The following is a 463-nucleotide window of genomic DNA, read 5'->3' on the forward strand; positions in this document are numbered from 1 at the left end:
GCTCCACCCCCAGCGCCACCAGCCCTTCCGCCAGCGGCCGTGTCTGGGCGGGCGTCAACTCCGCGGCCAGGGCCCGCGCGATGGCGGAGTGCGTGTCCTCGAACCGGGTACAGGCGCCCTGCACCGGCTCGCCCTCCTGTGCCACCCGCGCCGCCTCCACCAGCAGGTTGGTGATGCCCGACACCGCGGAGACCACCACCGTCACCCGCTCCTGCTTGCGCGCCTCCGCGACCAGCGCCACCACGCCGCGCATCCGTTCCGCATCCGCGACACTGGTGCCACCGAATTTCATCACGCGCATGACACGACCTCCGCGAGGCACGACGGGACACGGCAGCGGCGGGAGCTCATCGGGGGCGTCTGGGTCGTCATGAGGGTTCTCCGGGGGAGTCCTTGGAGGCTGCGGTGGGGGCAATGAAAAGCCCCGCGCTCGGGGAGGAGCACGGGGCCGGGTGCTTCGGGG

Annotated in this window: 1 protein-coding gene; it reads right to left on the reverse strand. The window is 72.6% G+C overall.

The annotated features are described in order from the left end of the window. A partial coding sequence (locus tag D7X12_RS41910; RefSeq protein ID WP_439329429.1) for an amino acid kinase family protein occupies positions 1-301 on the reverse strand: 301 nt, incomplete at its 3' end. Positions 302-463 lie beyond the last annotated feature (162 nt).

The organism is Corallococcus sicarius (genome assembly GCF_003611735.1).
Lineage (GTDB): Bacteria > Myxococcota > Myxococcia > Myxococcales > Myxococcaceae > Corallococcus > Corallococcus sicarius.